Below are 6,438 nucleotides of genomic sequence, written 5' to 3'. Positions count from 1 at the left end.
GGTTCGTTCCGCGCCGGCGCCGGGCGGCACACCGACTCGATCCGCGGTTCGCGTCGTTGGAGATCGGCCAGACCATTGCCGACTGGGGCGGCCGCGACGCGACGTTGACTGTGGTGGAGATGTCGGTGCCGCACACGCTGTTGTACTCGTCCCGCCGGGGTCGGACCAGCTTCTCGTGGGCACTCGTGCTCAGTGACGTGGACGGTGGGCGCACCCGCGTCCACTCCCGCGTCCGCATCGGACCGGTAAGTCGTCGTCGCCTCGCCGAGCACGGCGGTGGGCTGGTCGACGCCGCCACCATCTCCGGTCTGGCGAACGGCTTGCGTGAGCGTCTGGCCGAGGCCGGTGAATCCTAAGACTCGCTCAGCAGCAAGAGGGTGTCGGGATGAACTCCATCCTGCTCCATCGCCGCAGCGGCTTCCTCGGACTGCAACGCATCCTGGAAGGCCTTCAGGTCGGGAATCTCGAAGATCACGCCGACTCGATTCGATCCCTCAGGGTCGGTGAACGTTCGGTGGGAGATGCCCATCGGACCGAAGAACTCTTCACGTACGGGCGACTTGAGCCAGTGGTCAACGTCATCGACTTCATGGGTCACGAGGTATGTGGCCATGGGTTGCGTCCTATCTCGAGTGCGAAGCCGCACACCGTGTGCGGGGCACCTCGACAGTAGCGATTTGGTGTCGCTGTGCACCCAATTCGGCCGAACCCATGCGTCTGACACCAAGGCGGGAATCATTGAGCAGGTCAGCGAGCTGCCCCGAGTTGAGTCCCGCTGGCCCTCTCCCGTAAAGTAGAGCGAGCGACGCGGGGTGGAGCAGTTCGGTAGCTCGCTGGGCTCATAACCCAGAGGTCGCAGGTTCAAATCCTGCCCCCGCTACCAAATTCAGGCTCGGAATCTACGGATTCCGAGCCTGAAAGCATTTAGAGATTTGATCCAGTGTCCAGAAACGGTCCGGAAACCCGGTCCAGGAACCCGCTTTGGGGCTGACGAGCCGCGGGTTACGGAGCCGGCACGCTTGGTGCCGGCGAGCACGGTCGCCACCGCTCACCTAACGAGCATGGAGACCACCTCAACCACGCTCAGCGGTCTGGAACCGTTGATGAGCATCGAGGAACTGTCGGAGTACCGCCACGTACCTGTCAGAAGGGCGTGATGCAGTCGCGCCCATCAAGTCGACACCGGGCGCGGGCAACATCCCCCTCGCGCTGGACCCCGCGGTGATCCGCGAGGAGCTCAACCACCCCGAACCCGGCCGTCGCGCTCGCCGTCGCGTTGATCGCCTTCCACGCCCTGACCAAGAGCGAGTTCCGCAACCTCAAGCTCACCGACATCGTCGACGGACGACTCATCGTCGGCGACCGCGACATCCCGCTCGCCGCCCCCGTCCGAACCCGGCTCGTCGCATGGCTCGACCACCGCCAGCGGCGCTGGCCCAACTGCGCCAATCCCCACCTGCTCGTCAGCAGAGGGACAGCACCACGGCTCGTGCCCGTCGGCCACAACTTCCCCTGGAAGGGCATCACCCTGCGACCCCAAGCGCTGCGCGAAGACCGCATCCTGCACGAGATCCACGCCACCGGCGGCGACGTACGCCGCATTTGCGACCTCTTCGGCCTCAGCGTCGAAGGCGCTACCCGCTACCTGAAGACCGTCGAGCACCCCGACCTGACCATCGAGGGTGACCGGATCGCGCCAAGCTGAGCCCCCATGCTGAGCGCGGGCACCGAGCACACCCCAACGCACGCTCATCGCCCCCGCCCGGGGGACGCGGCCCGACTGCTGATGACGATTCCCTGACGTTGAGAGCTGAGACTGCTCGGACCCGAGGGCGACGTGCGACTCTTAAGCACATGGAGCCCTCCGACGGCGACCTCGTCCTGGCCGCGCAACGGGGCGATGCGCAATCGCTGGCAGTGCTGCTGATGCGCCATCGTGCGGCCATGCACGCGGTGGCGGCCGCAGTGATGGGCGCGGGGCCAGATGTCGAGGACGTGGTCCAAGACGCCTCGCTGGTCGCGATCACCGACATCGGCAGGATCAGGGACCCCTCGCTTGCGCGAGCATGGCTGACCGGAACAACTCGCAACCTGGCTCGGGCCTGGCTCCGGCGCCGCGAGGCCCTTCCCACCCAGCTCGCCGACATCCCCTCGCCCAACGAGGTGGAACGCCGGATCGAGGAGGCGGTACTGCACGACTGGGTCTGGGAGGCCATCAGCGGGCTGTCGGCGCCACTGCACGATGTCGTGGTGCTGCGCTACTTCACCATGGCCGCAAGCTATGACGCCATCGCGGCCGCCCTGGGCATCCCGGTGGGCACGGTGCGCAGCCGGTTGCACGATGCCCGCGCATCGCTGGTCTCCCGGCTGCGCGAACTCGAGGCAACGGCCGCCGACGACCACTGCCGATTGACCCTGGCCCGCGGCCGGCTGTTCGCCGCGATCATCAGCGAGTACAACCGCGGCGACGAACCCACGCTGCTCGCCAGCGCGCTCACCGACGACGCCCGGCTCACCGTGACGGGGAGCGACGAGCAACTCGTCGGCCCGGCCGCCATCACCCGTGGCCTGTCCGGAGACATTGAAGCCGGGGTCCGGCTGAACCTGCTACGCGTCGTGGCCGGCGCCGGACTCACCGTGGTCGAAGGCACGTTCTGCAACCCCGCGGACGCGCCCGATCACTGCCCGCCATTCACCACGCAGATCTACCGGCACCGCGGCGAGGAGCAGGTCGTCAGCCTCCATCTGGCCTACTCGCGCGGCTGAGAGCGAACTTTTCGCCCTCCACCGACACCAGTAGGTATGACAACAACAACCGCCTACCCCACCCTGAGCTCCCTCGAGGGCTTCCCGTTCCCCGTCTTCGTCAGCCGAGGTTCCGAGGAGCGCGGCAACTCCATCGCCACCCGCACCGCCCGAGCACTCACCTGGCTCGGCCAGGTCACCGGCAGGGACCGCCGCCCCACCCTGGTGGTGGCCGACGAGCAGGACTGGCCCGGTGTCTGCGAGGTGCCGATCTACGGGATGATGTTCTCGATCCCCGGCAAGCTCGGCACCTCCCCAACACCGGCCCCCTGGTGGCGGGAGTACGTCGACGCCCTCCGGCCACACCTGAGCGTCCCCGCATCGACCCTCCTCGCGCAGACCTTCGGGGACCCGCCGGACTTCACCGCGATCGCCGACCTGATCATCACCCACGAGGCGACCCACCTGTTCCACGACATCCACCCGGAGACGTGGGCCTCGGAGTTCCCCTCCGACTGGGTCATGGAACTGTTCGCCAACCTCGGGATGCACGGCTACCTCGCCACCCACGAACCCGAGCAACTGCGGCTGCTCGCAGCCATGGCCGAGGCGACCACCGACGCCGGAAACGACATCTGGGACCTGCAAGACCTCGCGTTGATGGGCGAAAGCATGCAGACCAGCGTCACCAACTACGTCTGGTACGAGTTCCGGCTGATCCGCCTCGCCGAACAACTGTGGAACGCCGGCGGGGAAGACGCGCTGCGGGACTACCAACGGCTGCTCGGCCATCCGGAACTGACCCACGAGCAGGTCGTGGATCGGCTGTCCCAACTCGAGCCCTCGGTTGCCGACGCGATCCGACGGTGGCCGGCACCCTGACAACCAGGCCCCACCGCCCCGGATGAACGGGTTCCCCGAACCTAAGCATCCAAGTAGGCTCCGAGCACCGAGAGTGCTCAAGTTCGCGTCGAAACCGTCAATATTCATGCGAACTTCTAAAGAGCCGCGTTCATCGGCCCGTTGTGTCGAACAATTCCAGCTCGGCCGGATGCAGCTGATGTTGGACAACGAACGACCGGTGCTTGATCCGCCACAGCCCCTGGCCGGTGCCAAGCGTCGGCAACAGCGACTGCTCAGTCCCGGTCAATCCAAGAGCCGTCGCGGTCGAGCCGAGCTGGTCCGACTCCTGCCGGTAGACGATCCGAGTCTCCGCATTCGCGAGGAGCGACGAGGCGAGCGCCCGCATCGCGCTGCCCTGATCGCCGACGTTGTCGAGGTCGGACAGCTTGTGGAAGATCAACATGTCGGCGATGCCGTAGTCCGACGCAAGCTTGAGCAGTTCGGCGAGGAAGCGACCAACATGTCCAAAGGGTGCGGCGGCGTCATGCGCAGCGCTCCATTTGGGCTCGTCCCGCACTGGGTCTGGCCATCGGATTGGCAATTCGACTCAGCAGCGCAGGCTGCCGGTTACACCCATGGCCACTCGACAGGTCAGATGGCGTCGGGGGCGCTGGCCGTTCTCATCGGCGCGATCACACGTGGTCACGACCTGCCACGGGCGATCGACGAGGTCGAGAGCCAGCTCCGCGCCCGCCATGGCCATGCCGAGGTCTACCAGGCGATCAAGCAAGCGACTGAGGCCGCCCGCAGAGGCCCGGGTCCTGAGCACATCGAGTCGCTTGGCGGCGGCTGGGTAGCGGAGGAGGCGCTGGCGATGGCGATCTACGCGTCGCTCGTTTACCCGGAGCCCGGTCAGGTGCTCGACGCACTGTCGCTCGCGGTGACCCACTCCGGCGACAGCGATTCCACCGGCGCGATCTGCGGCAACATCCTCGGTGCGCTTCATGGAGAAACGGCACTGCCTCCTGAGCTCGCATTCGAGGTCGAAGGACGCGACACGATCCTGACGCTGGCCGACGACTTCATCTACGAGTTCACCGCCGGCGACCGGCTGCACGGCGAGTACGGGCCGAGCACGAGGTGGACCGAGCGCTACCCGGGCTGGTGACCGCCGGGAGATTTGACAGGTCATCAGAACGTCATCGGAAATGATGGGCAACGGTTCCAAGGCGTTCCGATAGACTTTGCGGTGTCCGATGGAGAACCTCCAGATCAACCCGAGGTTTTCCAGAGGGACCCAAAGTTTGAGGTAGCGGGATCAGGCCCTCCGATCTTGCCCAGAGGTCGCAGGTTCAAATCCTGCCCCCGCTACCAAGTGAAATTGCAGGTCAGAGGCGGTTTCCGGAGAGATCCGGAACCGCCTCGTTCTGCTCTACAGGGTGCTTGTGAGCAATTGTCAGCAGTCGAGCTTCCGCGACGGCGCCGCGGCGTCAAACGTCCCTGGATTTGCATGGATCGCGGTCGCCAACGGTGGTCTCGCTCGAACCGTGCGCCGTTCCTTCGCCCGGTCGCGCGTCTGCGCTGACCCAGAGGTCGCGGGCCGACGGCCGCCCGCCGCGGTGCGGCTCGGCCCCGGATGGGGGACCCCAGGTTCTATCGATCGACGCAACGCCTCACGTGAAGGCGGTCGTCGATGCATCTACAACGGGAATCCGCAGCCGGGGTTCGGTTCCTGGCCGCGGTCAAGGAGGGGCATGGTCGTGGACTTGCCGGCACCGTTCGGGCCGAGGAACCGGTGACGGTGCCGGGATGGTGAAGCTGAGGGTGTGCACGGCGGTCTTGTCGCCGTAGCGCTTGGTGAGCTCGTGTGCCTCGATCATGACCGGGACCTTTCTGGGTGATGGTGGGACTGGCGGATCTGATACGGCGGCTCGGCGTGCCCGTCGTGGCGGGTCGGTGGGGCGGACGACGACGTTGCCGCGCTTGGGGTCGGTGTCGACGATGGGTGGGCCTGTGTGCGCATCCGATGACCTGACCTGCCGGTAGGGGCCTTGGAAGGCCCCTACGCGACGTCCCAGTGGTAGGTAGTTGGTGTCCCACCGCCAGGAGGCTCACACCGCGGCACCGAGGCAGATGGCTCCGAACAGGACGGGGACTGCTCTTGGGTTCACGCTTGCTGCTGGGCGCGAACGGTTTCACGGTCCGGGCTGGTCGCCATGGTCGCCGACGGTGCGGTGCGGGGCCAGGTCCAGGCGTACCGCAGGATGAGGGCGAGAACGGTCACTTCCAGTGCGACGCCAAGGCCGTAGAAGTACGTCCAGGACTCGCCCACCGCGTTGAATGCCGCGAAGGGGACCTGTACCGAGGCCACGATGAGGTTCGTGATGCGGTTCGCCCGGGCGGGCAGCGTCATCGACAGCACGACCATGAAGATCGGGATCGCCATGAGCGCGAGGAAGGCGGTCAACAACGTCTGGCTGATGTCGAACTCCCAGACGACGCCGACCAGGATGTCATCGATGACGCCGGGCTTGAAGAAGGCGAGAATGTCCACGTAGACGTACAGGAACATGAAGCTTGTCCACGCTGCGGCGAGCTTGGCTCTCACGGGGATCCGCTGGTCTTCCAGTGTGGTGGTGGGTAGACGTGTTCTCATCATGGGCTCCGTTGTTGTGGTGAGGATCGGTAGGTCCACGCTCGCGGACCGCCGGCCCTGCCACATCGGCGTCGAGGCCGGACCCTCCTCCGCCGTTGGGAGGAGCGGGGTCTCGTTCTTTCGGTCGGTCCCCGAGGCCTCGGCGGTCCCTAGGCTGGGCGGGTGATCACCAACGCGCTGCGCTCGCTGTGGGC

Annotated in this window: 9 protein-coding genes and 1 tRNA gene; 6 read left to right on the top strand and 4 right to left on the bottom strand. The window is 66.3% G+C overall.

Annotated features, from left to right (window positions below):
- Positions 1-356, top strand: a 356-nt coding sequence (locus ACRDPN_RS00645; protein WP_431445384.1) for a hypothetical protein, incomplete at its 5' end; no start/stop codon positions are given.
- Here ACRDPN_RS00645 and ACRDPN_RS00640 read toward each other — a convergent pair.
- Positions 353-613 (bottom strand): hypothetical protein, encoded by a 261-nt coding sequence (locus tag ACRDPN_RS00640; protein WP_431445383.1) that lies wholly within the window; start codon positions 611-613, stop codon positions 353-355. The genes ACRDPN_RS00645 and ACRDPN_RS00640 overlap by 4 nt on opposite strands.
- Before the next feature lie 193 nt (positions 614-806).
- Here ACRDPN_RS00640 and ACRDPN_RS00635 point away from each other — a divergent pair.
- The 4 genes from ACRDPN_RS00635 to ACRDPN_RS00620 all read left to right on the top strand — a co-directional run bounded on the left by ACRDPN_RS00635 (position 807) and on the right by ACRDPN_RS00620 (position 3,627).
- Positions 807-883: transfer RNA gene (locus ACRDPN_RS00635), tRNA-Met, on the top strand.
- A 393-nt stretch (positions 884-1,276) separates the two neighbouring features.
- The gene (locus ACRDPN_RS00630) at positions 1,277-1,705 is read left to right on the top strand and encodes a hypothetical protein (RefSeq protein ID WP_431445382.1); all 429 of its coding nucleotides are present in this window, start codon (positions 1,277-1,279) and stop codon (positions 1,703-1,705) included.
- A 149-nt stretch (positions 1,706-1,854) separates the two neighbouring features.
- Positions 1,855-2,766 carry an RNA polymerase sigma factor gene (locus tag ACRDPN_RS00625; protein WP_431445381.1) on the top strand — a complete coding sequence of 304 codons (912 nt, stop codon included), beginning with the start codon at positions 1,855-1,857 and terminating at the stop codon, positions 2,764-2,766.
- A gap of 36 nt (positions 2,767-2,802) precedes the next feature.
- Positions 2,803-3,627: a hypothetical protein gene (locus ACRDPN_RS00620; RefSeq protein ID WP_431445380.1), complete on the top strand. Its 825-nt coding sequence runs from the start codon at positions 2,803-2,805 to the stop codon at positions 3,625-3,627.
- Positions 3,628-3,757: 130 nt separating this feature from the next.
- Here the strand turns inward: ACRDPN_RS00620 and ACRDPN_RS00615 are convergent, their stop codons facing one another.
- On the bottom strand, positions 3,758-4,165 hold the full coding sequence (locus tag ACRDPN_RS00615; protein ID WP_431445386.1) for a hypothetical protein: 408 nt from the start codon (positions 4,163-4,165) through the stop codon (positions 3,758-3,760).
- On the opposite strand from ACRDPN_RS00615, the gene ACRDPN_RS00610 reads away from it, so the two are divergent.
- Positions 4,109-4,756 (top strand): ADP-ribosylglycohydrolase family protein, encoded by a 648-nt coding sequence (locus ACRDPN_RS00610; RefSeq protein ID WP_431445385.1) that lies wholly within the window; start codon positions 4,109-4,111, stop codon positions 4,754-4,756. The genes ACRDPN_RS00615 and ACRDPN_RS00610 overlap by 57 nt on opposite strands.
- A 574-nt stretch (positions 4,757-5,330) precedes the next feature.
- On the opposite strand, the gene ACRDPN_RS00605 is transcribed toward ACRDPN_RS00610, so the two are convergent.
- Positions 5,331-5,468 (bottom strand): hypothetical protein, encoded by a 138-nt coding sequence (locus tag ACRDPN_RS00605; protein WP_431445379.1) that lies wholly within the window; start codon positions 5,466-5,468, stop codon positions 5,331-5,333.
- A 287-nt stretch (positions 5,469-5,755) separates the two neighbouring features.
- Complete coding sequence (locus ACRDPN_RS00600; RefSeq protein ID WP_431445378.1) at positions 5,756-6,196, bottom strand: DUF6326 family protein; 441 nt, start codon at positions 6,194-6,196, stop codon at positions 5,756-5,758.
- Positions 6,197-6,438 lie beyond the last annotated feature (242 nt).

The sequence above is a fragment of the Aeromicrobium sp. genome (assembly GCF_050700635.1).
Lineage (GTDB): Bacteria > Actinomycetota > Actinomycetes > Propionibacteriales > Nocardioidaceae > Aeromicrobium.
Note: the sequence above shows the minus strand (reverse complement) of the source record. Positions and strands in the feature narration are given on the sequence as shown.

Bases quoted from the DNA above. Each gene is read 5' to 3' on its own strand.
- ACRDPN_RS00620 (WP_431445380.1), top strand. From the start codon at position 2,803: ATGACAACAACAACCGCCTACCCCACCCTGAGCTCCCTCGAGGGCTTC.
- ACRDPN_RS00605 (WP_431445379.1), bottom strand. From the start codon at position 5,468: ATGATCGAGGCACACGAGCTCACCAAGCGCTACGGCGACAAGACCGCC.
- ACRDPN_RS00640 (WP_431445383.1), bottom strand. From the start codon at position 613: ATGGCCACATACCTCGTGACCCATGAAGTCGATGACGTTGACCACTGG.
- ACRDPN_RS00610 (WP_431445385.1), top strand. From the start codon at position 4,109: ATGTCCAAAGGGTGCGGCGGCGTCATGCGCAGCGCTCCATTTGGGCTC.
- ACRDPN_RS00625 (WP_431445381.1), top strand. From the start codon at position 1,855: ATGGAGCCCTCCGACGGCGACCTCGTCCTGGCCGCGCAACGGGGCGAT.